Origin of the sequence: Streptomyces sp. NPDC058000 (assembly GCF_042886435.1) — a bacterium.
In the GTDB taxonomy this organism is placed as follows: Bacteria; Actinomycetota; Actinomycetes; order Streptomycetales; family Streptomycetaceae; genus Streptomyces.
The window spans coordinates 437,084-462,899 of the sequence record NZ_JBHVQS010000002.1 but is presented as its reverse complement, the minus strand read 5'-3'; the positions used below and the strand labels follow the sequence as shown (position 1 = coordinate 462,899).

General features: G+C 72.0%; 21 protein-coding genes. 8 read left to right on the top strand and 13 right to left on the bottom strand.

What is annotated here, in order from left to right; translation table 11 throughout:
- Positions 1-234 precede the first annotated feature (234 nt).
- Both ACFVT2_RS04820 and ACFVT2_RS04815 read right to left on the bottom strand, forming a co-directional pair.
- Entirely contained in the window at positions 235-1,356 is a 1,122-nt protein-coding gene (locus tag ACFVT2_RS04820; protein ID WP_390012194.1) for a biotin/lipoate A/B protein ligase family protein, read from the bottom strand.
- A 228-nt stretch (positions 1,357-1,584) separates the two neighbouring features.
- Positions 1,585-2,550 carry a hypothetical protein gene (locus ACFVT2_RS04815; protein WP_390012191.1) on the bottom strand — a complete coding sequence of 322 codons (966 nt, stop codon included), beginning with the start codon at positions 2,548-2,550 and terminating at the stop codon, positions 1,585-1,587.
- 135 nt (positions 2,551-2,685) lie between these two features.
- Here ACFVT2_RS04815 and ACFVT2_RS04810 point away from each other — a divergent pair, with 135 nt between their 5' ends.
- From ACFVT2_RS04810 to ACFVT2_RS04785, 6 genes are all read left to right on the top strand, one after another.
- A complete protein-coding gene (locus tag ACFVT2_RS04810) occupies positions 2,686-4,548 on the top strand; it encodes a gamma-glutamyltransferase family protein (protein ID WP_390012189.1) in 1,863 nt (620 codons plus the stop codon).
- 164 nt (positions 4,549-4,712) lie between these two features.
- Positions 4,713-5,642, top strand: coding sequence for an inositol monophosphatase family protein (locus ACFVT2_RS04805; protein ID WP_390012186.1), 930 nt, complete (start codon positions 4,713-4,715; stop codon positions 5,640-5,642).
- Positions 5,643-5,682: 40 nt separating this feature from the next.
- Positions 5,683-7,104: a phytoene desaturase family protein gene (locus ACFVT2_RS04800; RefSeq protein WP_390012184.1), complete on the top strand. Its 1,422-nt coding sequence runs from the start codon at positions 5,683-5,685 to the stop codon at positions 7,102-7,104.
- Positions 7,105-7,342: 238 nt separating this feature from the next.
- Positions 7,343-7,873 carry an O-acetyl-ADP-ribose deacetylase gene (locus ACFVT2_RS04795; RefSeq protein ID WP_390012181.1) on the top strand — a complete coding sequence of 177 codons (531 nt, stop codon included), beginning with the start codon at positions 7,343-7,345 and terminating at the stop codon, positions 7,871-7,873.
- A gap of 110 nt (positions 7,874-7,983) precedes the next feature.
- Positions 7,984-9,456 (top strand): AlkA N-terminal domain-containing protein, encoded by a 1,473-nt coding sequence (locus ACFVT2_RS04790; protein ID WP_390012178.1) that lies wholly within the window; start codon positions 7,984-7,986, stop codon positions 9,454-9,456.
- A gap of 8 nt (positions 9,457-9,464) precedes the next feature.
- Positions 9,465-10,010, top strand: a complete 546-nt coding sequence (locus ACFVT2_RS04785) for a methylated-DNA--[protein]-cysteine S-methyltransferase (protein ID WP_390012176.1) — start codon at positions 9,465-9,467, stop codon at positions 10,008-10,010.
- Positions 10,011-10,221: 211 nt separating this feature from the next.
- Here the strand turns inward: ACFVT2_RS04785 and ACFVT2_RS04780 are convergent, their stop codons facing one another.
- On the bottom strand, positions 10,222-10,881 hold the full coding sequence (locus ACFVT2_RS04780; RefSeq protein WP_390012173.1) for a TetR/AcrR family transcriptional regulator: 660 nt from the start codon (positions 10,879-10,881) through the stop codon (positions 10,222-10,224).
- 113 nt (positions 10,882-10,994) lie between these two features.
- Here ACFVT2_RS04780 and ACFVT2_RS04775 point away from each other — a divergent pair, with 113 nt between their 5' ends.
- Complete coding sequence (locus ACFVT2_RS04775) at positions 10,995-11,630, top strand: NAD(P)-dependent oxidoreductase (RefSeq protein ID WP_390012171.1); 636 nt, start codon at positions 10,995-10,997, stop codon at positions 11,628-11,630.
- A 279-nt stretch (positions 11,631-11,909) separates the two neighbouring features.
- On the opposite strand, the gene ACFVT2_RS04770 is transcribed toward ACFVT2_RS04775, so the two are convergent.
- Together ACFVT2_RS04770 and ACFVT2_RS04765 are read right to left on the bottom strand one after the other, a co-directional pair.
- Complete coding sequence (locus ACFVT2_RS04770) at positions 11,910-12,725, bottom strand: nucleotidyltransferase domain-containing protein (protein ID WP_390012168.1); 816 nt, start codon at positions 12,723-12,725, stop codon at positions 11,910-11,912.
- Between the two features lie 376 nt (positions 12,726-13,101).
- The gene (locus ACFVT2_RS04765; protein WP_390012165.1) at positions 13,102-13,599 is read right to left on the bottom strand and encodes an NUDIX domain-containing protein; all 498 of its coding nucleotides are present in this window, start codon (positions 13,597-13,599) and stop codon (positions 13,102-13,104) included.
- A gap of 195 nt (positions 13,600-13,794) precedes the next feature.
- On the opposite strand from ACFVT2_RS04765, the gene ACFVT2_RS04760 reads away from it, so the two are divergent.
- The gene (locus tag ACFVT2_RS04760; RefSeq protein WP_390012162.1) at positions 13,795-14,919 is read left to right on the top strand and encodes a glycerate kinase; all 1,125 of its coding nucleotides are present in this window, start codon (positions 13,795-13,797) and stop codon (positions 14,917-14,919) included.
- A gap of 128 nt (positions 14,920-15,047) precedes the next feature.
- Here ACFVT2_RS04760 and pssA read toward each other — a convergent pair whose 3' ends face one another.
- The 8 genes from pssA to ACFVT2_RS04720 form a co-directional block, all read right to left on the bottom strand.
- Complete coding sequence (gene pssA, locus ACFVT2_RS04755; protein WP_390012160.1) at positions 15,048-15,908, bottom strand: CDP-diacylglycerol--serine O-phosphatidyltransferase; 861 nt, start codon at positions 15,906-15,908, stop codon at positions 15,048-15,050.
- A complete protein-coding gene (locus tag ACFVT2_RS04750) occupies positions 15,895-16,542 on the bottom strand; it encodes a phosphatidylserine decarboxylase (protein ID WP_100604263.1) in 648 nt (215 codons plus the stop codon). The genes pssA and ACFVT2_RS04750 overlap by 14 nt, the downstream gene beginning before the upstream one ends.
- Positions 16,543-16,712: 170 nt before the next feature.
- Complete coding sequence (locus tag ACFVT2_RS04745; RefSeq protein ID WP_390012158.1) at positions 16,713-17,918, bottom strand: acyl-CoA dehydrogenase family protein; 1,206 nt, start codon at positions 17,916-17,918, stop codon at positions 16,713-16,715.
- A 4-nt stretch (positions 17,919-17,922) separates the two neighbouring features.
- On the bottom strand, positions 17,923-18,447 hold the full coding sequence (locus ACFVT2_RS04740) for a MaoC family dehydratase (RefSeq protein ID WP_390012262.1): 525 nt from the start codon (positions 18,445-18,447) through the stop codon (positions 17,923-17,925).
- Between the two features lie 5 nt (positions 18,448-18,452).
- On the bottom strand, positions 18,453-19,472 hold the full coding sequence (locus ACFVT2_RS04735) for an HpcH/HpaI aldolase/citrate lyase family protein (protein WP_390012156.1): 1,020 nt from the start codon (positions 19,470-19,472) through the stop codon (positions 18,453-18,455).
- Positions 19,469-21,490: a protein meaA gene (locus ACFVT2_RS04730; RefSeq protein ID WP_390012153.1), complete on the bottom strand. Its 2,022-nt coding sequence runs from the start codon at positions 21,488-21,490 to the stop codon at positions 19,469-19,471. The genes ACFVT2_RS04735 and ACFVT2_RS04730 overlap by 4 nt, the downstream gene beginning before the upstream one ends.
- 10 nt (positions 21,491-21,500) lie before the next feature.
- Positions 21,501-22,874: a crotonyl-CoA carboxylase/reductase gene (gene ccrA, locus ACFVT2_RS04725; RefSeq protein ID WP_390012151.1), complete on the bottom strand. Its 1,374-nt coding sequence runs from the start codon at positions 22,872-22,874 to the stop codon at positions 21,501-21,503.
- A 393-nt stretch (positions 22,875-23,267) separates the two neighbouring features.
- Complete coding sequence (locus ACFVT2_RS04720) at positions 23,268-25,793, bottom strand: NB-ARC domain-containing protein (RefSeq protein WP_390012148.1); 2,526 nt, start codon at positions 25,791-25,793, stop codon at positions 23,268-23,270.
- Positions 25,794-25,816: the final 23 nt, after the last annotated feature.

Here is a 25,816-nt window from a genome sequence, read left to right as displayed (position 1 = left end):
GAGAGCTACCTCGCCGGACTCCATCTCCGCGCAGCGACCATCTGGATCGGCAGTCTCCTGCAAGCCGATTGATCACAACCACAGACAGCCCCTAGGGGCTGCGCGGCGACCGGGGCTTCTCGATTCCTGACCGGTCTTTGGACGTGGTTCGCCACGCACGCCGCCGACTGACCGCGCCCGTCCGGGCCGCGCCCGTCCGCCAGCGCGGCCCCGGCCGGGAACCGGTCGACCGGCCTACGGCACCCGCGTCAGCCACTCCCGAGAGCTGAACTTCCCGGCGGCCAACTCCTCCGCCCGCGCCAACTCCTGCGCCGACACCCCGCCCATCGCACCGCCGTACCGGGCCCGGAACGACGCGATCATCCGCGCGATGACCTCCGCCCGCGGCAGACCGGTCTGCCGCCGCAGCGGATCCACCCGCTTCTTCGCGCTGGTGGTGCCCTTGTCCGACAGCTTCTCCTGGCCGATCCGCAGCACCTGCACCATCTTCTCCGCGTCGATGTCGTAGGACATCGTCACGTGGTGCAGCACCGCGCCGCCGCCCGTCCCTCGCCCGCCACCACCCCGAGCCGAAGCGCTGCGCGCCGCCCCTACCGGACTCACCATGCGCTTCTGCGCCGCACCGGCGATCTTCCCGGCCTCCGTCGCGATGTCGTTCAGCGGCTTGTACCACGCCCTGATGCCCATGTCGCCGAGTGCGCCCAGCACCCAGTCGTCCAGATAGGCGTAGCTCTCCTCGAAACTCAGGCCCTGGACCAGGGAGTTGGGCACGCAGAGCGAGTAGGTGATGGTGTTGCCCGGCTCCACGAACATCGCGCCGCCGCCCGAGATCCGGCGGACGACCGTGACGCCGTGCCGCGCGGCGCCCTCCGGATCGACCTCGTTGCGCAGCGACTGGAAGCTGCCGATGATCACCGCCGGGCGGTCCCACTCCCACACCCGGAGCGTCGGCGGCCGCCGTCCCGCGGCCACCTCGGCGGTCAGCACCTCGTCCAACGCCATGTGCAGGGCCGGCGACTGCGGCCCCTCGTGGATGATCTGCCAGTCGAAGTCGGTCCACTCCCGGGCGTCCGCCACCGCCCGGCGCACCGTGATGCCCACCGCCTCGCTGCTGAACCCGAACAGCACCGCACCGGCGGGCAGCGCCGCGTCGATCCGGGCGGCCAGGCCCCGGGCGTCGGTGTCCGCCGGGGCGCCCTCCAGCGCACCGTTGATGGCGTCCAGCGCGTCGTCCGGCTCCAGGAAGAAGTCCCCGGCCACCCGGACGCCGTTCAGCGCCCCGTCCACCACATCGAGGTCGACGACCACCAACTTGCCGCCCGGCACCTTGTACTCACCGTGGTGCTTCCCCTGCACGGCCCTCTCCGTCCTTCCCGCAACCGGCTGCCGTTCCCCCGCACGGCGCGCGGCCGGCAGCGGTGTCAACCGTAACGCGGGCGGCAGCATTCCCGGCAAAAAGGACCTGGTGTGGGGGGCGATCCGGCGCCGTTCCGGCCGAGCCCGGCGGGGCTCGATAGGCCCGGCCAGGACGGCCGCGTGTCTGGTCGGAGGCACCCCCGGCCCGGCCCGGAACCTCCCCCGGCCTCAGCGGGTGACGTCCGGGCGCCAACCGGGGGCGTGGCGGTGGGCCAACGCCTTCCAGGCGGGCGCGCCGCCGGGCAGCGGCCAGCCGCGGGTCAGGCCGAAACCGTCGGTCAGCGCGCGCAGTTCCGCGTCCAGCCGCCGGCCCACCGCGGCGATCCGTACCGGCGCGAGGGGGTCGCCGGCCGCCCGCGCCCGCTCCAGGTCGGCCGCACGCCCCTCGTAGGCGCGCAGCACGTGCGCGCCGCTTAGGGGGACCGGTCCGTCCGCCGGGGCCCGACCCAGTCGCAGGACGTGGGGGCGGCCGCCCTCGGCGAGCGCCGCCGCCAGCCGGTCGTGCCCGTCGAGCACCACGTGGGCGTTCAGGCCGCTGACCGCCCACAGCAGCACGGGCGGCAGCACCCCCTCGCGGAACTGGCGCCGGTACGCCTTCACGCGCGCCGCGTCCGGGGCGGCGAGCGGGCGCAGCGGCAGGACGTCACGTTGGTCCACCACCGGATCGCCGTAACCGAACCAGGTGAGGTGGCCCCGGTCCGGGTCGTGCGTGGCGAGCGTCGCCCAGTAGGCGTCCACCGCCCGCGGCCCCATACCGGGCAACAGCCGCCAGTCACCCTCGTGCAGCGGCCCGACGGGGCTCGCCCGTAGCGCCGCGGCGAAGTGGTGCGCCCAGCGGGCCGCCCAGGCATCCTCGTCGTCCCCGGCCGCCGCCCGCCGGGCCCGGGCGGTGGCGGCCCGCAGTGGGGGCAGCGGGGAGACGTACCCGCCGGTCCGGGCGTAGTGCACCCCGTAGTGCGTCACCCGCTGGCGGGCCAGCAGCACCGTCCGCCCGCCCTGCCGCAGCAGTAGTCGCCGGCCCTCGGCGGTCTCCCAGCGCAGCGGCGGCCGGGCCGGGCCGTCCGCGGCCAGCGCCAGCCCGTCCCAGCGGACCCCGCGGACGGCGCGGGGCAGTGAGGTGAGATCCCGGAGCATGGGGGGAGGGTACGGGTGACAGACACACCACAACGAGCCGGAACGACCACAACGGGCCGGAGCGATTACGAAGAGCCGGAACGACTACGACGAGCCGCGACGACCCACGACGATCCGTGACGACGAGGAGCCCCCGTGTTCACCACCCGCCCGACCCTCCAAGGCACCTTCGGTATGGCCGCCACCACCCACTGGCTGGCGTCCCAGTCCGCGATGGCCGTCCTGGAGGACGGCGGCAACGCCTTCGACGCCGCCGTCGCCGCCGGATTCGTACTGCACGTCGTCGAACCGCACCTCAACGGGCCGGCCGGTGAGGTGCCCATCATCCTGGCCCCGGTGGACCGACCGGTACGGTTGCTGTGCGGACAGGGCCCGGCCCCGGCCGGGGCGAGCGCGGCCCACTACACCTCCCTCGGCCTCGACCTGGTGCCCGGCACCGGACCGCTCGCCGCCGCCGTCCCCGGCGCCTTCGACGCCTGGATGCTGCTGCTGCGCGACCACGGCACCAAGTCCCTGGCCGACGTGCTCCGTTACGCCATCGGGTACGCCGAGCACGGCCACCCCGCCGTCGAACGGATCGGGGAGACGGTCGAGACCGTCCGCACCCTCTTCGAGACCGAGTGGACCTCCTCCGCCGAGCTCTACCTCCGCGGCGGCCGCGCCGTCCGCCCCGGCGAACTCCTCACCAACCGGCCGCTGGCCGCCACCTGGCGGCGCCTGGTCACCGAGGCCGAGGCCGCCTCCGCCGACCGTGCCGCACAGATCGACGCCGCCCGCCGCATCTGGCGCGAGGGCTTCATCGGCGAGGCGCTCGCCGGCTTCGCCGCCCGCCCCGCCATGGACACCTCCGGCGAACGGCACGCCGGCACCCTCACCGGCGACGACCTGACCGCCTTCACCGCCACCTACGAGGACCCGGTGACCTACGACTGGCAGGACTGGACCGTCGCCAAGGCCGGTGGCTGGACCCAAGGCCCTGTCTTCCTCCAGCAACTCGCCCTCATACCCGAGGAGTTGCCCGCCTACCACAGCCCCGACTACGTCCATCTGCTCATCGAGGGCAGCAAACTCGCGATGGCCGACCGCGAGGCGTGGTACGGCGACGCCGCCGACGTCCCGCTCCCCACCCTGCTCGGCGACGACTACAACACCGCCCGCCGGGCCCTCATCGGCGACCGCGCCTCGTACGCACTACGGCCCGGCAGCCCCGACGGCCGCATCCCTCGGCTGAGCAAGCACGCCCTGGCGGTGGCCGCCGGCACCGGCGGGTTCGACCCGCTGGGCGTCTCGGCGAGCGGCGCCGGGGAGCCGACCGTGGCCCGCGGTACCGGCACCGCCGCACCCGGCCGTGGCGAACCGCCCGCCGCCCCCGAGGTCGACCGCGACGGCACCACCCGCGGCGACACCTGCCACATCGACATCGTCGACCGCTGGGGCAACCTGGTCTCCGCCACCCCCTCCGGCGGCTGGCTCCAGTCCAACCCGGTCGTGCCCGGCCTCGGCTTCCCGCTCGGCACCCGGCTCCAGATGACCTGGCTGGAGGAGGGCCTGCCCAACTCCCTCACCCCCGGACGCCGCCCCCGCACCACCCTCACCCCCTCCCTGGCCCTGCGCGACGGCGTCCCCGTCATGGCGTTCGGCACCCCCGGCGGCGACCAGCAGGACCAGTGGCAGCTGCACTTCTTCCTGGCGGTGGCACTGCGCCCACAGGTCCGCGGCGGACTCGACCTGCAAGGCGCCGTCGACGCCCCGAACTGGCACCAGGACTCCTTCCCCAGCTCCTTCTTCCCGCGCGGGATGCGACCGGGCAGCGTCACCGTCGAATCCCGGATCGGCGACGCGGTCATCGACGGGCTGCGACAGCGCGGACACGACGTCACGGTGGGCGGCGCCTGGTCGGAGGGGCGGCTGAGCGCGGTGGCCCGCGACCCCCGCACCGGAGTGCTGTCGGCCGCGGCCAACCCGCGCGGCATGCAGGGATACGCGGTCGGGCGCTGACCTGGGGTGGCGACCTCGGGCCGCTGACCTGCGGTGATGTCGACGGGGCGGGCCGCGGCCGGGGGCGGCAGGGGTGCCGGCCGCACCCGCCCGTGGCCCGGGCGGCACCGGGAGTTCACCTGGAGTCCGGTCGGAGTGTCAGTGGCTCGTGGTTCGATGGACACATGATCGAAGCACTGCACACCCACCACCAGGGAGAAACCACGGATCTCGCCGACGCCGTCACCCTCCTCCCCACCGCCGCGGCGCCCCGCGCCACCGAGCCCGCCGTGCCGGACCTCTCCGGGCTGGATCCGGCCGCCGTCGAGACCGCCGTCCGGCAGGCCGCGGCCGACGAGATCATGCCCCGCTTCCGGCAGCTCGCGGCCGACGACATCGTCCAGAAGAACGGGCCGCACGACCTCGTCACCACCGCCGACCGGCGCGCCGAGGAGCACCTCACCGCCGCCCTCACCGCCCTGCTGCCCGGCTCCCTGGTGGTCGGCGAGGAAGCCGTGCACGCCGACCCCGCGGTCCTCGACGCGCTCCACGGCGACGCCCTCGTCTGGATCGTCGACCCGGTCGACGGCACGCGTCAGTTCGTCCACGGCGACCCCGGCTTCGCGACCCTGGTCGCCCTCGCCCACCGCGGCGAGGTCCTCGCCTCCTGGACGTACGCCCCCGCCCTCGACCAGATGGCCGTCGCCCGCCGCGGCGCCGGCGCCTGGCTCAACGGCGAACGGCTGCGCGCCGGCCACCCGGCCCCGGGCGCCACCCTCGAAGTCGCCACCTCCCACCCCGACTTCACCACCGACGACCAGAAGCGCGTCCTGGCCGCCCTCAAGACCCCCGGCATCGCCCCCCGCCCCTGCGGCTCCGCGGGCCTGGAATACCTCCACATAGCCCTCGGCCGGCTCGACGCCACGGCCTTCAGCTGGGAGAACTCCTGGGACCACGCCGCCGGACTGCTCCTCGTCCACGAAGCGGGCGGCGCCAGCGGCACGGTCGCCGGGCAGCCCTTCCGCATCGGCGGCGGCAACGCCCTCCCCTTCACCGCGGCACGGGACGCCGAAACGGCGCGGCGTATCCTCGGACTGCTGGCTGCCGCCAACTGACCCTCACCGACGAGGGTCGGACACGAGGGGAGTGGCGCAGGTGCCGACGATGCTCGATGCCGTCGTGATCGGAGCGGGTCCCAACGGCCTGACGGCAGCGGTCGAACTCGCCCGCCGCGGCATGTCCGTTGCCCTCTTCGAAGCCCGCGACACGATCGGCGGCGGAGCCCGCACCGAGGAGTTGACCCTCCCGGGCTTCCGCCACGACCCCTGCTCCGCGGTGCACCCGCTCGCCGTGGGTTCCCCTGCCTTCCGCGCCATGCCCCTTGAGCGGTACGGCCTGGAATGGCTGCACCCCGACCTCCCGATGGCGCACCCCTTCCCCGACGGCACCGCCGCCGTCCTGGCGCGCTCCGTCGGCGAGACCGCCATGTCCTTCGGGCCCCACGACGCCGGCACCTACCGCCGGCTCGTCGCCCCGTTCATCGGCAAGTGGGACGCCATGGCCCACGACTTCCTGCGCACCCAGTGGCTGGGCCTGCCTCAGGATCCGGTCAGCTACGCCCGCTTCGGCCTGGTCGCCATGCAGCCGGTCACCCTCCTCAACCGCCGCTTCCAGGACGAGAAGGCCCGCGGCCTGCTGGCCGGCCTCGCCGCCCACGCCATCGCCCCGCTCCGCGGCTTCGGCACCAGCGGCCTGGCCCTGATGTTCGCCCTCGCCGCGCATGCCAACGGCTGGCCGGTGCCCCGCGGCGGCTCCCAGGCCATCTCCGACGCCCTGGCCGGACTGCTCCGCGCGCACGGCGGCGCCGTGCACACCGACTTCGAGGTCAAGCGCCTGGACGACCTCCCGCCCGCCCGCGCCTACGTCTTCGACACCTCCCCGACCGCCCTCGCCCGGATCGCCGGCCTCGGCAACGCCTACCGGGACGTCGTCTACGGCCCCAGCGTCTTCAAGATCGACTACGCGCTCTCCGGCCCCGCCCCCTGGACGGCCAAAGCGGCCCAGCGCGCCGGCACCGTCCACATCGGCCCCACCAGCGGCGAGATCTCCGCCGCCCTGAACGCCGCCGCCGAGGGCCGCGACCCCTCCGTCCCCTTCCTCATCACCGCCCAGCCCAGCCTCATCGACCCCACCCGCGCCCCCGAGGGCAAGCACACCTTCTGGGCCTACGGCCACGTCCCCAACGGTTGGGAGGGCGACGCCACCGAAGCCGTCGAGCGCCAGATCGAGCGCTTCGCCCCCGGCTTCCGCGACCTGGTCCTCGCCCGCGCCGTCGCCGGCCCCCCACAGCTCGCCGCCCGCAACGCCAACTACGTAGGCGGCGACACCGCCACCGGCTCCGCCGCCGGTCTCCGCCTGCTCATCCGCCCCAAGCTCACCCGCGTCCCCTACGAGACCGCCCACCCCGCCGTCTTCCTCTGCTCCCAGGCCACCCCACCCGGCCCCGGCGTCCACGGCATGTCCGGCCACTACGCCGCCAAGGCGGTCTGGCGCCGCCTCCGGGGCGGCCGCCGCTAGGGAACGCCCAGCGGATCACGGTCGGACGAGCCCTTGGGCTCGTCCGGTGGACCACGGCCGGGTCCGCGGCGTCTGGCACGGCACTCCCCCAGCTAACGCTGGGAGGTGCTCACGCCGCGTTGCCGAAACGCCCCCAATGGCTCTGCTATCAGGCCGCTCCGGCGCCTTGCGATGCACCGCGCCAGACGCCGCGGCCCACCCGACTCCGACCCACCGGACAAGCCCTAGGCTCACCACCATGAGCACCACCCTCACCCTCACCCAGGGCGACATCACCGAACAGGCCGTCGACGCCGTGGTCAACGCGGCCAACTCCGCACTCCTGGGCGGCGGGGGAGTGGACGGCGCCATCCACCGCCGCGGCGGCCCCGAGATCCTCGCCGAGTGCCGCGCCCTGCGCGCCGGCCGCTACGGCCGCGGCCTGCCCACCGGTCAGGCCGTCGCCACCACCGCCGGCCGACTCCCCGCCCGCTGGGTGATCCACACCGTCGGCCCCGTCCACTCGACCTCCGAGGACCGCAGCGAGCTCCTGGCCTCCTGCTACGCGCAGTCACTCCGGACCGCCGCCGAACTCGGCGCCCGCACCATCGCCTTCCCCGCCATCTCCACCGGCGTCTACCGCTGGCCGATCGCCGACGCCGCCCGCACCGCCGTCGCCACCGTCCGCGCCGCGATCGCCGCCGCCCCCGACGCCTTCGACGAGATCCGCTTCGTGGTCTTCGACGACCGCGCCCACGCCGCGTACCAGGCCGCCCTCGCCGAGGAATGACCACACGGCACCCGACCGGCCGACCGGGAAACGACGTCCGCGCTGATGAGCCAAGGTTGATGTCGGATTTCCGCCAGCCCCCACCGGTCGGCTGAGCAATCCTGGAGGACATGCACACCGATACCGAGCGCTGTCTGCGCGCCGTGCAATCCAAGGACGCCCGCTTCGACGGATGGTTCTACACCGCCGTCCTCACCACCGGCATCTACTGCCGACCCAGCTGCCCGGTAGTGCCTCCCAAGCCCGAGAACATGCGGTTCTACCCCAGCGCGGCCGCCGCCCAGCAAGCCGGATTCCGGGCCTGCAAACGCTGCCGCCCGGACGCCAGCCCCGGCTCCCCGCAGTGGGACGAACGCGCTGACCTGGTCGCCCGCGCCATGCGACTGATCGCCGACGGCATCGTCGACCGCGAAGGCGTCCCCGGCCTCGCCGCCCGCCTCGGCTACAGCCCCCGCCAGATCGAACGCCAACTGCGCGCCGAACTCGGCGCCGGCCCCCTCGCCCTGGCCCGCGCCCAACGCTCCCAAACCGCCCGGCTCCTGATCGAGACCACCGCACTCCCGATGGCCGAGATCGCCTTCGCCGCCGGATTCGCCAGCATCCGCGCCTTCAACGAAACCGTCCGCGAGGTCTTCGCCCTCTCCCCGACCGAACTCCGCGGCCGCGCCCGCCCCGGCCCCCGCACCGCCGCCCCCGGCACCCTCACCCTGCGCCTCCCGTTCCGCCAGCCGCTCAACCCCGACAACCTCTTCGGGCACCTCGCCGCCACCGGCGTCCCCGGCGTAGAGGAATGGCGGGACGGCGCCTACCGCCGCACCCTCGACCTCCCCTACGGACACGGCATCGTCGCCCTCTCACCCCACCCCGACCACATCGACTGCCGCCTCTCCCTCACCGACCTCCGCGACCTGGCCGGCGCCATCGCCCGCTGCCGCCGCATGCTCGACCTCGACGCCGACCCGGAAGCCGTCGACGGGCTGCTCCGCACCGACCCGCAACTCGCCCCACTCGTCGACAAGGCCCCCGGCCGCCGGGTGCCACGCACCGCCGACGCCGACGAGTTCGCGGTCCGCGCCGTCCTCGGCCAGCAGGTCTCCACCGCCGCCGCCCGCACCCACGCCGGCCGCCTGGTCCACGCCCACGGCGCACCGGTCGACGACCCCGGCGGCGGCCTCACCCACCTCTTCCCGACCCCCACCGCCCTCGCCGGACTCGACCCGGAAACCCTCGCCATGCCGCGCACCCGACGCGCCACCCTCACCGGCGTCGTCGCCGCCCTCGCCGCCGGCACGCTCCAACTCGGCGTCGGCAGCGACCGGGACGAGGCCCGCGCCCGCCTCGCCGCACTCCCCGGCATCGGCCCCTGGACCGTCGAATGCATCGCCATGCGCGCTCTCGGCGACCCCGACGCCTTCACCCCCACCGACCTTGGCCTGCGCCGCGCCGCCGCCGGCCTCGGCATGCCCGCCACCCCCGCGGCCCTGATCCGGCATTCCGCCCGCTGGCGCCCCTGGCGCGCCTACGCCGTCCAGTACCTCTGGGCGACCGACGACCACCCCATCAACCACCTCCCGACGAATTGAGCCCCACCATGCCCGCACCCACTACGGCCCCCACCGGCCCCGTCACCCACACCGTCCTCGACGACACCCCCGTGGGCCCCCTCACCCTCGTCGCCGACGGCGACGCCCTCAGCGGCCTCTACATGACCGACCAGCGGCACCGTCCGCCCCAAGAGACCTTCGGCACCCCGGCCGACCCCGCAGAACCGCCCTTCGCCCGGACCATCGCCCAACTCCGCGCCTACTTCCGGGGCGAACTGTCCACCTTCGACCTGCCGCTCGCCCTGCACGGCACCCCGTTCCAACGCCGCGTCTGGGCCGCCCTGTGCACCATCCCGTACGGCGAGACGCTCTCCTACGGGCAGCTCGCCACCCGGCTCGGCACCCCGAACGCGTCCCGCGCCGTCGGCCTGGCCAACGGCCGCAACCCGATCGGCATCATCGTCCCCTGCCACCGCGTCGTCGGTGCCAACGGCAGCCTCACCGGCTACGGCGGCGGCCTCGACCGCAAGCGCCGCCTCCTCACCTTCGAACGCGCCGCCGACGGCCTCTTCCCGGCGGAGGCATGCATCTGAGACGGTGCGGCGCCCCCGCAGCGCAGACCCCCGAAACGACCGGCCAGCGGAGGCGGCCAAGACGCCCTAGAGAGCCGCGAGGAGTCCGGGCGGCTAAGGCGTGTCCGATGACCAGGCGTCGTGGCGTGCGTCCAGCCGTCCAGGGCAACGGACCGGCCGGTTGACCGCCACACCAGGCCGGGCCGGCCGCGCCCCTGCCCCTCCCGGACGCTCAGCCGTCGCCCGACGGCGTCAGCCCACCCAACAGCGCCCGTACCGTCTCCGCCGCGAACTCCTCCTCGCCCTCGGGTCGCAGCACACCGGCCGGTGCCTCCCCGTCGAAGAACAGGTCGAGGAACGCCCGATGGAAACAGGCCCCGATCAGCAGATTGGCCGCCGCATGCGGATCCGCCGCGGCTGAGACCCGGCCCAGCTTCTGCTCCGCCTCCAGATACACCGCCAACTGCCGGCCCGCGTTGTGCGGGCCGATGGCGCCCAACTCATCGAGCTTGCGCCGGTGCGTCGCCAGCAACTCCGGACTGGCGAACAGCGATGCCGCGATCGGGAACGACCGCCGGTAGAAGCGCACGGCGGCCAGCGCCACCTCCGCGAGGTGCCCGGCCGGACCGCGTTCGTCCCCCGCCCGGTCCGGCAGCTCCGCCAGCGCGTCCGCCAACTGCGGCACCCGCTCGTGCAGCACCTGCACGAAGATCTCTTCCTTGCTCCGGAAGTGCTTGTACAGGGCCGCCTCGGAACACCCCGCCTCCTTGGCGATCTGCTTCGTCGTGGCGTGCGCCAGCCCCACGCTCGTCATCAGCGCGGCGGCGGCGTCCAGGATGCGGGAGCGCGTCAGAGCTCCTCCGGACAGCGGGGCGGCAGCTTCAGGGCTCATAGGACGACTCTACATTGACAGGTGAGTGAGCACTCACTCACACTGACGAGTGAGTGAGCGCTCACTCACCCCTTCTTTTGTGGGGGTGACCAGGACAGATCATTGGAGGAGCCATGAGAATCACCGTCGTCGGAGCCTCGGGCGGCATCGGCCGGCACCTCGTCAGCCAGGCACTGGCCGACGGGCACGAGGTGACCGCCGCACTGCGCAGCCCGGAGAAGCTGACCGAGCGCCATCCGCGCCTGACGGTCGTCCGCGCCGACGCGCTCGACGCAGCCTCCGTCAAACCCGCCGTCGAGGGCGCCGAAGCGGTCCTCTCCGGTATTGGCCAGATCGGCCGCCATGATCCGCTGCGACCCGCCTCCACCTCGGCCCGCGCGGTCGCCGAGGCCATGGCGGCGACCGGCGTGCGCCGCCTCCTCGCGGTCAGCGCGGGCCCGCTCAACCGCACCGGCGCCGGCCAGCCGTTCCTCAGCCACCGGGTCTTCAGCCCCCTGCTCTGGGCGATCCTCAAGGAGCTCTACACCGACCTGGAACGCATGGAGGCCGTGCTCCGCGAGACCGACCTCGACTGGACCTCCGTACGCCCGCCCCGCCTGCTCGACAAGCCGGGCACCGGCCACTACCGCCACGCCGTCGAAGCCGGTCCGTCCGGCAGCTCCATTCCCCGCGCCGACGTCGCCCGCGCCATGCTCGACCTCATCCCCGACCCCACCACCCACGGCCACGCGGTGGGCGTCAGCAGCTGACCCCGCCGGCCGCCCGCCCCGCCCCGCCGCTCGCTCGCCCCGTCGGCCTCCCGCGCCGCCGCCCGCCCCGCCAGGCCCAGGGTCTGCCCGGCGGGTCAGGGTCGGAGGCAGCGGCCTCAAAAGCCCACGGGCTCGACACCACCCGTCACCCCTGAGTCGTCAACCCGAGTCGTCACCCCCGAGCCCTGACCTCACGCCGTCGCCCCGAGCCTCCACCCCAACATCGTCACCCCAACATCGTCACCCCACTCCGTCACCCCACTCCGTCACCTCGCGTCGTCACCCCTCCGCGCTGACCACCCCCCGTATCTCGGTCACCAGGTCTTCGGCCAGGGTGACGGAGTGGCTCAACTGGGCTGCGGTGTGGCCGAGTTCGCCGAGGAGGGTGGTGGCGCGAGTGGCGAAGTCCGGTGGGGTGTGGGGGAGGGCGGCGGCGGTGGCCAGGGCGCCCTTCTCGTTGAGGCACCAGACGCCGTGGTGGGCGTGCAGGACCTGGACGAGGGCACCTATGGCCCGGGAGAGGCACAGGGAGGCGTGCAGAACGTCCGCGGCCGCGGACGACTTGGCCGCCATGGCCACCGAGAATCCCGCGTCCCAGACGGCGGCACCGGTCAGTGCCTTGCGCAGGGGCTCCGGGTACGACCGGGTCTCCTCCTTGAGGCTGTTGAGCTCCCCGGTGCCCTCGGCCAGGATCTGGCCGAGGGCGACCTCGCCCGGATAGGCGGGGGACCAGAAGCCGAGGGGATGGCCGGTCTGCATGCCGATCTCGAAGCGCCCGGCGCGGCAGTCCTCCCACACCTGCCGCACTCGGTCGACATCCCGGAAGATCCAGTCCACATGGCTGCCGTCGGGCAGCATCAGCCATGCCCCACCGTTGACCCAGGGCCCCCAGGCGCCCGGTGGGTGTATCTCGACGGGGCCGCCGGTCACGTCCGCCGCCAGTGCCTCCAGGGCGGGCAGATCGGGTGTTCCCCGGTAGTAGATCCCCAGATCCCAGTCGGAATCCGGACGGTTGGTTCCTCGTGCGCGGCTGCCCCCGAGCATGACCCCGACGACTCCCGGCACCCGCGCGATGCGTGCCGCGATCTCTTTCATGGAAATGAGGCTAGGCGGCGGGCGAGGGGAAGAAATCAACCCACGGTTCTCACACCCAGGTATGAGACGCGCTCCCGATATGAGGCGTTCTCCCGGGCGTCGGCGTCGGCGTCGACGCCCACGCCGACGCCGCGACTCGCTCACCGTGATGCGCATCAGTCACCACAGTTCAGCGAGGTCACCGGAGTGCGACGCGCACCGGCACCGCCCGAGTAAACCGGCAGTGCCGTGCGCCAAGCAGTGCGCGGGCCGTGCAGTGCTGTGCGCCCAGCAGCGCCGCGGTGCTCCGTGCGCCAGGCAGTGCTGCGCGTACCGGCCGACAGCGCCTGTCTGCCGACCGGCTGGGCGCCGCGCAGGGGCACCGGTCGCGGGGCCGTCAGGCCGGCGGCAAGCCGTCCTCAAGTTCCACCGGGCCGTGTCCGCGTTCCAGGGCGTCCAGGGCGCCGCGGACCCGCAGCCGCAGGTCCTTGGCCAGCAGCTTCTCGGCCTCGTCCCAGTGGACCAGGCGCCAGGACAGCAGTTCCTCCTCCTGTAGCCGGATCGCGGCGAACTGTGCCGCGTCCAGCACCCCGCCGTCGAAGAGGTAGGACACCAGCGGCGGCCGCGCCTCCCCGCGCACCCAGTCGACGGTGAGCAGCGGGCCCAGTTCCACGTCCAGGCCGATCTCCTCGACGGTTTCCCGGCGCGCCGCCTGGCGTGGGGATTCCCCGGTGTCCGACTCGATGGTGCCGCCGGGGAGGACCCAGGTGTCGCGGTAGTTGGGTTCCACGAGCAGCAGGCGGCCTTCGGCGTCGCGGAAGATGGCCGCCGCGCCCGCGAGCACGCGAGGCAGTCCGGCGATGTAGGTGGCGTAGTCGTCGTCCGTGGTCGTCACGGCGTGAGCCTAGGGGGCGGCCGGCCGGGAGGAGAAGTGGGGGCCAGAGGTGGGAGGGGGTGCGGGCGGACGGGTGATCTTCGACCGCTCTGTTCGACGGGGGCGTCGGGCGGATAAGGTCACAGCGGCGCGACTGCCAGTTCAAAAGCAAGGGGAAACACGGTGGCGGACGCAGCAAGGACAAACACAGCACATGTGCTGATCGCCGCGGACAAGTTCAAGGGCTCGCTCACGGCCGTCGAGGTCGCCGAGCACGTCACGGCCGGTCTGCGGCGCGTGGTTCCCGGTCTGGACGTGGCGGCGGTGCCGGTCGCGGACGGTGGCGACGGGACGACCGCGGCGGCCCTCGCGGCCGGTTTCACCCGGCACGAGGCGCGGGTCACCGGGCCCACCGGCGAGCCGGTGACGGCCACCTTCGCGCTGCGCGAGGACGGGACGGCGGTGGTGGAGATGGCCGAGGCATCCGGCCTCCAGCACCTCCCGAAGGGCGTTTTCGCGCCGCTCACGGCCACCACGTACGGCACCGGTGAGCTGCTGCTCGCGGCGCTGGACGCGGGGGCGACCTCGATCGTCTTCGGGGTCGGCGGCAGTGCCACGACGGACGGCGGCGCGGGCATGCTGGTGGCGCTGGGCGCCCGGCTCCTGGACGCCGACGGGGCGCCGGTCGGTCCGGGCGGCGGCGGGCTGCGGGAGTTGGTCACGGCCGATCTGTCGGGGCTCGACCCGCGGCTGGCCGGTACGGAGATCGTGCTCGCCAGCGACGTCGACAATCCGCTGACCGGCCCCAAGGGCGCGCCGGCCGTCTACGGGCCGCAGAAGGGTGCCAGCGAGGAGGACGTCGCCGTCCTGGATGCGGCTCTGGCGCACTATGCCGAGGTGCTGGAACGTGCCGTCGGACCCAAGGCCGCGGAGCACGCGCTGGCGCCCGGGGCCGGCGCCGCGGGCGGGATCGGCTACGGCGCGCTGGTCGGGCTGGACGCCGCGTTCCGGCCGGGTATCGACGTGATGCTGGACGTGCTGGGGTTCGCGCCGGCGCTGGCCCGGGCCACGTTCGTGATCACCGGTGAGGGTTCGCTGGACGAGCAGACCCTGCACGGCAAGGCGCCGGCCGGGGTCGCCGCGGCGGCGCGGGCCGCGGGCATCGACGTGGTCGCGGTCTGCGGGCGGCTCCAGCTGCCCCAGGAGGCGCTGGCCACGGCCGGTATCCAGCGTGCGTACGCCCTGACGGACCTGGAGTCGGACCCGGCCCGCTGCATGGCCGAGGCGGGTCCGCTGCTGGAGCGGGCGGCGGAGAGCCTGGCGCGGGACTTCCTGGTCTGAGGCGTCGCGGCGGCACGCGCTGCCCTTCGTCGAAGGCTTCCGCCCGACACCAAGGCTTCCGCCCCATACGAAGAGGCCCCGAGCGGATCGTTCCGCTCGGGGCCTCTCGGCGTTCTCGGGGGCGCCCCTCAGGGCTGGTGCGCGGCGCGCGATTCGGCGCGCGACTCGCGGCGGTTGTCGCGGAAGGCGTTGACCCTCCGGGCCGTCGCGAACAGCGGGATCATCGCGCCCAGGACCACCTGTAGGGAGCAGCCGGTCTGGAGCAGCAGCTGGCCGCCGGGGGCGTCCAGGGCCCAGGCGGCGAGCATGCCCATGCTGAGCACGATCCAGCTGAGCATCGCCACCGCGAGCCGGCCGCGCGGCTTCGGGTACTCGACCCGGCTCACCATCAGCCAGGCCACCCCGATGATCGCCAGCAGGGTCGGCAGGAACGGCAGCTCCAGCAGAACGATGGCGACGACGGTCAGGGCGCCGAACGGGCTCGGCATGCCCTGGAAGATGCCGTCACGGATCGTGACGCAGGAGAAGCGGGCGAGCCTCAGCACGACCGCCAGCAGCACCACCACCGCCGCGACCACCGACACCCGCTGGTGCGCGTCCTGGGCGACCATGCCCCAGGTCACGACGAAGTAGGCGGGCGCCAGCCCGAAGCTGATCAGGTCGGAGAGGTTGTCGAGCTCGGCCCCCATCGCCGAGGCCCGCAGCTTGCGCGCCACCAGCCCGTCGAAGAGGTCGAAGACCGATGCCAGGAGCATCAGGATCACGGCCATCGCTGCGCTGTGCCGCGCCATCCCGCCGTCCTCGGTCCCCGTCAGGTGGGGGATGAGGACGCCGGTGGTGGTGAAGTACACGGCCATGAAGCCGCAGATGGCGTTGCCGAGCGTGAGGGTGTCCGCTATTGACAGCCGCGTCGACAGCGGCATGTCATCGTCGTCCCCGTCGTTCTCCGGCGCCCAGCCCGCCTGGGTCTCGGGATCAATCACGGTCAAGGCGAGTCACCCCCGCGGTAGTGGCCTGGCCGACCTCGACGGCCGGCTCGACTCCCTCCGGGAGGTAGACGTCCACCCGCGAGCCGAAGCGGATCAGACCGATGCGCTCGCCCTGCTCGACCTTGGTGCCCTGGGGCACGTAAGGGACGATGCGGCGGGCGACCGCGCCGGCGATCTGCACCATCTCGATGTCGCCCAGCTCGGTGTCGAAGTGCCAGACGACCCGCTCGTTGTTCTCGCTCTCCTTGTTGAACGCCGGAACGAATCCGCCGGGGATGTGCTCCACGGACGTCACCGTGCCGGCCAGCGGCGCACGGTTGACGTGGACGTTCAACGGGCTCATGAAGATCGCGACGCGGGTGCGGCCGTCCTTCCACGGCATGATGCTCTGCACCACGCCGTCGGCCGGAGAGATGACGCGTCCCTGAGCGATCTCTCGTTCGGGGTCGCGGAAGAACCACAGCATGCCCGCCGCGAGTGCGGTGGTGGGCACGGCGACGGCAGCCCAGCGTCCCGAGCGACGGGACCGGGCCAGGCTGACCGCTGCCGTTGCCACGGTCGGGAGGAGCCACGGCGACGCTCCGCGCGCGAGGCGGACGCGACCGCGTTGTGCAGAGGATTGGCTGTGGGGCATGGATGACCTTCGTAGCGGAGGATGCCGCGTATGGATACGGGGGACGGCGGCTTTCCTGGGATGCTATCGGTTGCGAGCGGCAACTGGCCAAGAGCCAGAGCCAATCCGTGGCCGAAGAACGATGACTCGGTGTGATCTTTATCTACCGGAAAACGGCCCAAAAGGGGCGTTCAGCCCTGGATTCGGTACTCCTCAAGTAGCCGACGGCCGATGATCATTTTCTGGATCTCGGCCGTGCCCTCGCCGATCAGGAGCATCGGGGCCTCCCGGTAGAGGCGCTCGATCTCGTACTCCTTGGAGAAGCCGTAGCCGCCATGAATACGGAAGGCGTCCTCGACCACCTCCTTGCAGTACTCGGAGGCCAGGTACTTCGCCATGCCCGCTTCAAGGTCGTTTCGTTGCCCGGAGTCCTTTTTGCGTGCGGCATTAACCATCATGGCATGTGCCGCTTCAACCTTTGTCGCCATTTCGGCGAGTTTGAACTGGATCGCCTGGTGCTGGGCGATCGGCTTGCCGAAGGTGTGTCGCTGCTGCGCGTACGTCACGCCCAGCTCGAAGGCGCGCTGGGCGACCCCGCAGCCGCGTGCCGCCACATTGACCCGGCCCACCTCGACGCCGTCCATCATGTGATAGAAGCCACGCCCGGTCTCGCCGCCGAGGACCCGGTCCGCCGGAATGCGCAGCCCGTCCATGATCAGCTCGGTGGTGTCGACACCCTTGTAGCCCATCTTCTCGATCTTGCCCGGAATGGTCAGGCCGGGCCGGACCTCTCCGAAGCCCGCCTCCTTCTCCACCAGGAAGGTCGTCATCGACTTGTGCGGGGGAGTGCCCTCCGGATGGCCCTCGTCCGTCCGGCACAGCACCGCCACAAGGGTGGACGAGCCGCCATTGGTGAGCCACATCTTCTGGCCGTTGAGGACGTAGTGGTCACCGTCCCGCACACCCTTGGAGGAAATGGCCGAAACATCGGAACCCAGTGCCGGCTCCGACATCGAGAAGGCGCCCCGGATCTCACCCGCCGCCATCTTCGGAAGGAAATAGTCCTTCTGTTCCTGCGTGCCGTGCTGCTTGAGCATGTACGCCACGATGAAGTGGGTGTTGATGATGCCGGAGACGCTCATCCAGCCGCGGGCGATCTCCTCGACCGTCAGCGCATAGCTGAGCAGCGACTCGCCGAGCCCGCCGTACTCCTCGGGAATCATCAGCCCGAACACGCCGAGTTCCTTCAGGCCCTCGACGATCTTGGTGGGGTATTCGTCGCGGTGCTCCAGCTCCGTGGCGACCGGGATGATCTCCTTGTCCACGAAGTCCCGGACGGTGGAGAGGATTTCCCGCTGGATGTCGGTCAGACCCTCGGTCTGTGCGAGGCGCGCCATGTGGTCACTTCTCCTTCCGGGCCGCGGGGGCCACGAGCTCGGGGCGGCCGGGCTGCTCGCCGCCGCGCTCCTTGATGTACGTGGCCGTGGGGACCATCACCTTGCGCCGGAAGACGCAGACCAGAGTGCCGTCCTGCTTGTAGCCCTTGGTCTCGACGTAGACGATGCCGCGGTCGGACTTGGACTTCGACGGCGTCTTGTCCAGCACCGTCGTCTCGCCGTAAATCGTGTCGCCGTGGAACGTGGGTGCCACGTGCTTCAGCGACTCGACCTCCAGATTGGCGATGGCCTTTCCGGAGACATCCGGCACCGACATGCCCAGCAGCAGCGAATAGATGTAATTGCCGACGACCACGTTCTTCCCGAAGTCGGTGGTCTGCTCCGCGTAGTTGCTGTCCATGTGCAGCGGGTGGTGGTTCATGGTCAGCAGGCAGAAGAGGTGGTCGTCGTATTCGGTCACCGTCTTCCCCGGCCAGTGCTTGTAGATGTCGCCGACGGTGAACTCTTCGTAGGTACGGCCGAACTGCATTGCGCTCATGCCTCCGGGGCTTCGAAAGTGGACGTGCGGGCCATGCCGGCGGCCCGGCCCTTTCCGGCGATGACCAGCGCCATTTTCCGGCTCGCTTCGTCGATCATTTCGTCGCCGAGCATCGCCGAACCCTTTTTCCCGCCCGCCTCGGACGTGCACCACTCGTACGCGTCGAGGATCAGCTCGGCGTGGTCGTAGTCCTCCTGGGACGGCGAGAAGACCTCGTTGGCCGCCTCCACCTGACCCGGGTGCAGCACCCACTTGCCGTCGAAGCCCAGCGCGGCCGCCCGGCCGGCCACCGCGCGGAAGCCGTCGACGTTCTTGATCTGGAGATAAGGGCCGTCGATGGCCTGGAGGTTGTGCGTGCGGGCCGCCATCAGGATGCGCATCAGGATGTAGTGGTAGGCGTCCGCCGGGTAGCCGGGCGGCTGTTCGCCGACCACCAGGGACTTCATGTTGATGGACGCCATGAAGTCCGCCGGACCGAAGATGATGGTCTCCAGGCGGGGCGAGGCGGCGGCGATCGCGTCGACGTTCACCAGGCCCTTGGCGTTCTCGATCTGCGCCTCGATGCCGATCCGGCCGACCTCGAAGCCCATCGTCTTCTCGATCTGCGTCAGCAGCAGGTCCAGGGCGGTCACCTGCGCGGCGTCCTGCACCTTCGGCAGCATGATGCAGTCGAGGTTCGGGCCGGCGCCCTCGACGACCGTGACGACGTCCCGGTAGGTCCACTCGGTGGTCCAGTCGTTGACCCGCACCACCCGCGTCTTGCCCGTCCAGTCGCCCTCGTTGAGGAACTTGACGATGGTGTGCCGCGCCTCCGGCTTGGCCAGCGGTGCGCAGGCGTCCTCCAGGTCCAGGAAGACCTGGTCGGCCGGGAGGCCCTGGGCCTTCTCCAGGAAGCGGGGGTTGCTGCCGGGCACCGCCAGGCACGAACGGCGCGGACGCAGCCGCTGAACCACGGAAGAGGCAGGAGCGGAGCGACTTCCGGCCGGCGTGGTGGCGGGCGACGGGCGGGCGGTCATGCGGGGACCTCCAACGGGTCGAGTTGGTTCGCTGTGCGGATCTCGTCGACGATACGGCCGATGATCTCCGTGATCCCGAAATCCTTCGGGGTGAAGACGGCGGCGACACCCGCTTCGCGCAGGGCCGCGCCGTCCGCGGACGGGATGATGCCGCCCACGATGACCGGCAGGTCACCGGCGCCGGCGCGGCGCAGCCGGTTCAGCACGTCCGGCACCAGCGCGGTGTGCGACCCCGACAGGATCGACAGCCCCACGCAGTGCACGTCCTCGGCGACCGCCGCCGCCACGATCTGCTCCGGGGTGAGCCGGATGCCCTGGTAGACCACCTCGAAGCCGGCGTCCCTGGCGCGTACCGCGATCTGCTCGGCGCCGTTGCTGTGCCCGTCCAGACCGGGCTTCCCGACCAGCAGCCGCAGCCGGCCGCCGCCCAGATCGGCCGCGGTCTTCGCGACCTTGTCGCGGACCGCCGCCAGCGCCGAGCCGGCCTCCGCGGTCACCGCCACCGGCGCGCCGGAGACGCCCGTGGGAGCCCGGAACTCGCCGAAGACGTCCCGCAGCGCCCAGGCCCACTCACCGGTCGTCACGCCGGCGCGGGCGCACTCCAGGGTGGCCGGGAAGAGGTTGGTGTCGCCCGCCGCGGCCTTCTTCAGGGCCGACAGCGACTCCTGGGCCCGCAGCTCGTCGCGGTTGTCCCGCCAGGTGTCCAGGGCCCGCACGACGCGCTCTTCGTTGGCCGGGTCCACCGTCATGATCGCGGTGTCCAGGTCCGCGGTGAGCGGGTTGGGTTCGGTGCCCTCGAAGCAGTTGACGCCGATGATCTTCTCGTCGCCGGACTCGATGCGGGCCCGGCGCTCGGCGTGCGCCGACACCAACTGCGACTTCAGGTAGCCGGACTCCACGGCCGCCATCGCGCCGCCCATCTCCTGGATCCGGTCGATCTCGGCCAGGCAGTCCGCCACCAGGGCGTCCACCTTGGCCTCGATGACGTGCGACCCGGCGAAGATGTCCTCGTACTCCAGCAGGTCCGACTCGTGCGCGAGGACCTGCTGGATGCGCAGCGACCACTGCTGGTCCCAGGGGCGCGGCAGCCCCAACGCCTCGTTCCAGGCGGGGAGTTGGACGGCGCGGGCGCGGGCGTCCTTGGAGAGCGTGACGGCCAGCATCTCCAGCACGATGCGTTGGACGTTGTTCTCCGGCTGCGCCTCGGTCAGCCCCAGGGAGTTGACCTGCACGCCGTAGCGGAAGCGGCGCTGTTTGGCGTCCTCGATGCCGTAGCGCTCACGGGTGACCTTGTCCCAGATGCGGCCGAAGGCGCGCATCTTGCACATCTCCTCGACGAAGCGCACGCCCGCGTTCACGAAGAACGAGATCCGGGCGACGACCTCGCCGCGTCGCTCCTCGGGCACCTGGCCGGAGGCGAACACCGCGTCGAGCACGGCGATCGCGGTGGACATCGCGTACGCGATCTCCTGGACCGGTGTGGCGCCCGCCTCCTGTAGGTGGTAGCTGCAGATGTTGATCGGGTTCCACTTGGGGATGTGGTTGACCGTGTACGTGATCATGTCCGTGGTCAGCCGCAGCGAAGGGCCCGGCGGGAAGACGTGCGTCCCGCGCGAGAGGTACTCCTTCACGATGTCGTTCTGGGTGGTGCCCGACAGTTTGGCGATGGCCTCCTTGTCGAGACCTTGCTCCTCTGCGACCACCTGGTAGAGCGCCAGCAGCCACATGGCGGTGGCGTTGATGGTCATCGAGGTGTTCATCTGCTCCAGCGGGATGTCCTGGAACAGTCGTCGCATGTCACCGAGGTGGGACACCGGGACCCCGACCCGGCCGACCTCGCCGCGGGCCAGGACGTGGTCGGGGTCGTAGCCGGTCTGCGTCGGGAGGTCGAACGCGACCGACAGGCCGGTCTGGCCCTTGGCGAGGTTGCGCCGGTACAGCTCGTTGGACGCCTCGGCGGTGGAGTGCCCGGCGTACGTCCGCATCAGCCACGGACGATCCTTCTGACGCTCAGTCATGAAGTGGACCTCAGACGTTCCTGCTGGGGTTGCCGGTCCGCTCCGCTGGCGCGTCCCGGAACAGGTTGATGGCATCGATGTGCTTGGCACGCATCTCCTCGTCGCGCACCCCCATGCCCTCCTCGGGCGCGAGGGCCAGCACACCGACCTTCCCCTGGTGGCGGTTGCGGTGCACGTCGTACGCAGCCTGGCCGGTCTCCTCAAGGGTGTACGTCTTCGACAGCGTCGGGTGGATCTTGCCCTTGGCGATCAGCCGGTTGGCCTCCCACGCCTCGCGGTAGTTGGCGAAGTGCGAGCCCACGATCCGCTTGAGCGACATCCACAGGTAGCGGTTGTCGTACTCGTGGTTGTAGCCGGAGGTGGAGGCGCAGGTGACGATCGTGCCGCCCTTGCGGGTGACGTACACGGAGGCGCCGAAGGTCTCCCGGCCCGGGTGCTCGAAGACGATGTCGACGTCCTCGCCGCCGGTCAGCTCGCGGATCCGCTTCCCGAAGCGCTTCCACTCCCGGGGGTCCTGGTTGTGCTCGTCCTTCCAGAACTTGTAGCCCTCGGCGTTGCGGTCGATGATCGCCTCGGCGCCCATCTTCCGGCAGATCTCCGCCTTCTGGTCGCTGGAGACCACACAGATCGGGTTGGCGCCACCGGCCAGCGCGAACTGCGTCGCGTACGAGCCGAGACCGCCGCTCGCGCCCCAGATCAGGACGTTGTCGCCCTGCTTCATCGCCGCGCCGTTCTGCGAGACCAGCTGCCGGTACGCGGTCGAGTTGACCAGACCGGGCGCCGCCGCCTCCTCCCAGCTCAGGTGCTTGGGCTTGGGCATCAGCTGGTTGGACTTGACCAGCGCGATCTCCGCCAGGCCACCGAAGTTGGTCTCGAAGCCCCAGATCCGCTGCTCCGGGTCGAGCATGGTGTCGTTGTGACCGTCGGAGGACTCCAGCTCGACGGAGAGGCAGTGCGCGACGACCTCGTCACCGGGGTGCCAGGCGTTGACGCCCGGGCCGGTGCGCAGCACCACGCCGGCCAGGTCGGAGCCGATGACGTGGTACGGCAGGTCGTGCCGCTTGGTGAGCGGGGAGAGCTTGCCGTAGCGCTCCAGGAACCCGAACGTCGACATCGGCTCGAAGATCGAGGTCCAGACCGAGTTGTAGTTCACCGAAGAGGCCATGACGGCCACCAGCGCCTCGCCCGGCCCGACCTCGGGCACCGGCACGTCCTCGACGTGCAGCGATTTGCGGGGGTCCTTCTCACGGGTGGACAGGCCGGCGAACATCTCGACCTCGTCCTTGTGCACGGTGACCGCGCGGTAGGACTCGGGGAGGGGAAGGGCGGCGAAGTCTTCGCGCGTACTGTCCGGCGCGAGGATCGCATCGAGTATCTGGTTCACGGTATGCCTCCGGCGAAGCGCGTGGGAACGGCTTGAGGGAACGTCGGGGGTGGAGCGGCGGTGGTGCCGTCGGTTCGGCCGGTGGTGCTTGGCATCGCGCGGGTGAGCGCGGTGGGGTCCCCCCGGCGGTAGCTGGGGGAGTGCCTGTGACGCAGGCGTCCGGGCGCGCAAAGTGCTTGCGGGGACAGTCGGCACACCAGGGTTGGGTAGGTGCGCCGGCCGCCCGGACACCCACAACGTATGACACCCGGTGCCAGCCGACAAGACACTGAGTGCCAAGAATTTCTCTCAGATGTCATTCAGTCGGCACGCATGAGCAACGAATGGGCCGATCGGGGGATGGTTCGTTGCGGTACGTGCTGGTCTGTGTGCGGACGGCGAATCGGGGATCCCTTACGCCATTCGGGTGAGGTGTCGGCTCGACTTCCGGCGACTCGGGCGACTTCGGCGGAGCCGCCAGGTCCGGAGCGCCGGCCACCACTGGGCGGCGGAGTGCAGCGCCAGCAGGGCCACGGAGCCGGCGGCGGCCGCCGGCATGCCCACCCAGGCGCCGACCGGGAGCAGCGCGGCGCCCACCGCCGCATGGCACCGGTGCGTCGCGACCGCGGCCAGATCGCCGGCCCGCCCGCCCCGGCCGCGCAGCCACACCCGCCGGGCCGCCCATGCGGTGGCCGCGGCCAGCCCCCACTGCGCGAGCCACAGCTCCACCGCGCCCGGACCGCCGTACGCCAGGGCCCGGACCAGGCAGCCGGTGGCCCACGCGGCGGCACACAGCGGGAGCGCGAAGAGCCGGAGGAGGACGTGGCGGATGTGGCGGGGCGTGTGGGCCGTGGGGGGCGGGGGGATCTGGGGTGGGGACTGCTCGGCGTCGTCGGGTGGCGTGGCTTTCGCTGGTTTGGACGTGTCCTGGCCGGGGGTCAGCTTGAGCCAGGGCGGCCGCACTGCCAGGAGTCGCCGTCGCAGTAGCGGAAGGTGGTGGGCGTCGGCGAGACTCAGGCCGTCGCGGAGCAGTGTCTCCGCTGCTCCGGGGCGCCCCGACTCGACCTCCGCCGGAATCAACCGCTCCAGGACATGGATCGTCGTCCGCGGATCGTCCGCCCGGCGTGCCGCAGCGAGGCCGGCGTGCAGCAATTCCGGCACCATCCCCCGGTCGTGAAGATTGACGGCACAGGCCGCGAACTGCACCCACGCACGCGCCGCCGCCGCGAAGTCGCCGCTCTGCGTGGAGGTCGCGATGGCCGTCCGGAGCGACCGCGCCGCCTCGTGCGAGCGGCCCAACTGCTCCTCGGCGTCGGCCTGCGCGAGCAGCGAGGCCGTGAGCCGGCGTCGATCACCGCGTCGGGACCAGCCGCGGACGGCTCGTGCGTAGTAGCGCGCGGCGGCCTCGTGATCCCCGATCTCCGCCGCCTGGTCCCCGAGGTCGTCGGCTAACTCGGCCGAGTGCACGCCGGCCCGGATACGGGCGACGTGGCCGGCCTCGGCGCACTCCCGCGCCTCCGACCAGTGCTCCAGGACGCGGTACTGACGTCGCATGGCCCGCAGCAGTTCCGCCTCCCGGCCGTGGTCGCCACGGCGCTGCGCGGCGACCACCCCCAGGCCCATGACGGACAGCGCCTCGGTCGTACGGGCACGCCGCAGCAGATAGGCCCCCACCGGATCCACGAGGGCCTCGGCCCGGGCGTACATGCCGTGCTCCAACGCGGCCGACAATGCGGCCTCCAGCGTCTCGTGCTCCCGGTCGAACCACGCGTCGCCCGCTGTGGCGGCCCGCTGCCCGTAGTGGGCCAGCAGCCGGTCCAGCGCCGCGGCTCGGACGGGCGTGGGCTGTTCGGCGGCCAGCCTGCCCACGTACAGCCGCAGCAGGTCGTGGAACCGGACCCGGCCGTCGATGCCGGTACGGCGGAGCAACTGGGCCTGGACCAGGCGTCGCAGGGCGCGGTCGGTCTCGGTAGCGGGTGCGTCCGCCAGCGCGGCGGCCGAATCGATGTCGATGTCGGTGCCGGGGTGCAGCCCCAGGTGGCACAGCAACCGGGCGTCCTGGCCGTCCAGTGCCTCGTAGGACGCTGCGAACGCCCGCCGGACGGGATCGAGTTCGGCCAGCCGCTCGCTCGGTGGCCGCAACGCCGCCAGGACCTGCCCGGCACTGTCCGTGGCGTCCCGCAGCCGGCTGGCCACGACGTCGAGTGCGAGGGGTAAGTGGCCGCACAGTTCGGCGAGTTCGGCCAGTTGCTGCCGGGGGACGGGCACGGCGGCGGCGGACTCCAGGAACGTCAGCGAGTCCTCGGGGGCGAGCGAATCGAGGCGCATCACCTTGACCCGAGCGTCCTCGGGGACCTTGCGCACGGTCACCAGGAGGCGATGGCGGTAGTCGGAAGGTATCAACGGGGTGATGTGCTGCTCCGCCACGGCGTCGTCGAGCAGCAGTAGCACTCCGCCGTGCGCCTCCTGCAACTTGTTGCGGAACTGGTTGAGCAGGCCGGTGCAGTGCGGTTCGAGCTGGTCGCCGGGGATGCCGAAGGCGCGTAGCCAGGCGCCGAGCAGCTTCTCCAGGCTCAGCGGATCCCGGCCGCTGTGCGTGCCCGCGTCCTCGTACAGGACCCGGCCGGGGAACCACTTGTGGGCCTCGTGGGCCGCGGCCGCCATGAGAGCCGACTTCCCGACGCCACCCACGCCGGTGAGGGCCAGCACCGGTGGCGCCGCCGGGTGGCGGTTGGGGGCCAAGAAGGAGTGGAGTTGGGCGAGTTGGGGCGCGCGGCCCACCAGGGCGGCGGGGCGGGGCGGCAGGGCGTTGAGCGTTCTGACGCGCGGGGGCGCGGCGTGGTAGTGGACGATGCCGCCTTGGATGACTTCACCGAACTGTCCGCCGCTGATGGTGTTGTGGGCGGCCGGAGTTGGCCCCGCCCCGCTCGCGTCCTCCACGTCCCCGTGGATAGCACGAGCGG